The sequence below is a fragment of the Candidatus Symbiothrix dinenymphae genome (genome assembly GCF_001431085.1).
In genome coordinates, this window is the sequence record NZ_BBRU01000062.1 from 1 (window position 1) to 1,068 (window position 1,068).

1 protein-coding gene is annotated in these 1,068 nt (G+C 44.8%); it reads left to right on the plus strand.

Features of this window, described 5'->3' with window-relative positions:
• Window positions 1-975, plus strand: a 975-nt coding sequence (tnpC, locus tag ASC50_RS01080; protein ID WP_082592014.1) for an IS66 family transposase, incomplete at its 5' end; no start/stop codon positions are given.
• Window positions 976-1,068: the final 93 nt, after the last annotated feature.

Genomic DNA, 1,068 nt, shown 5'->3' on the forward strand with positions numbered 1-1,068 from the left:
CCGCCTATTCGTCCCATAGTGAAAGAATATCACAAAATGCGTAAGGTTTGCCAATGTGGTTGGGTTAATGATGGTGAATTTCCGGTAGGGGTTAATTCCAGGATTAGCTATGGTTCCGGCGTTGAAGCTGCCGTCACCTATTTCAATATCCGTCAGCGGCTTCCTTACCAAAGGCTGACCGATACGATGAACGAGTTTTGTGGACTATCTATGTCCCCTGGCACCATCGGTAACATTTTAGACCGCATGGTATATCGCACATCTCCGGCTTTCGAAACCATCAGACTTGGTCTTACCACAAGTCCTGTTATTGGGGCAGATGAAACAACGTGTTCTGTCAATGGAAAAACAATGTGGGCGTGGGTGATTCAAAACAAGCAGCTCACATACATCAAAGCGGGACTTACGCGCAAAAAAGAAGAGTTTGAGAAAATGATGCCGGAGGGACTTCCGATGTCAGTGCTTGTAACAGATTGTCTAGCCGGCTATTTTAGTGCCAATGTCAAAACGCATCAAATATGCACTTCTCATATTCTACGCGACCTGATTTATGCTTCCCAGTTGTACGCAAACCAGACTTGGAGCAAACGAATGAAAAAACTGATTTTGGATGCCCTACAACTGAGAAAAGATGCAGTCGGAAAAATAGATACAACCCACATCCAAAAACGACTGCAAGTCTTAATTGATGAACCGATTGACACGGCACACGAAAAAATCAAAGCCTTGCAAAAGCGACTAATAAAGTATCGGGATTACCTCTTTTACTTTCTTGAAGATGAGAATGTGCCTCCGGATAACAATGCTTCGGAGCGAGCAATACGGGCATTTAAAATCAAACTCAAGAACTCCGGTTGTTTCAGGTCTCTGACCGGTGCTCAAGGCTTTGCCCAACTACACTCCATTGCTGATACTGCATGCAAAAATGGTCAGTCGCCATTACTTGCCTTTCAAATAGCCGCAACCATCAGGTAGCGGGACAACTGTCTTCTCTAACATCGCAGGTAAAAACAGACAATCGGCATCACCTGCTTTCCTGTTGACTTAAGCCCGGTGCTGTATAGTAAC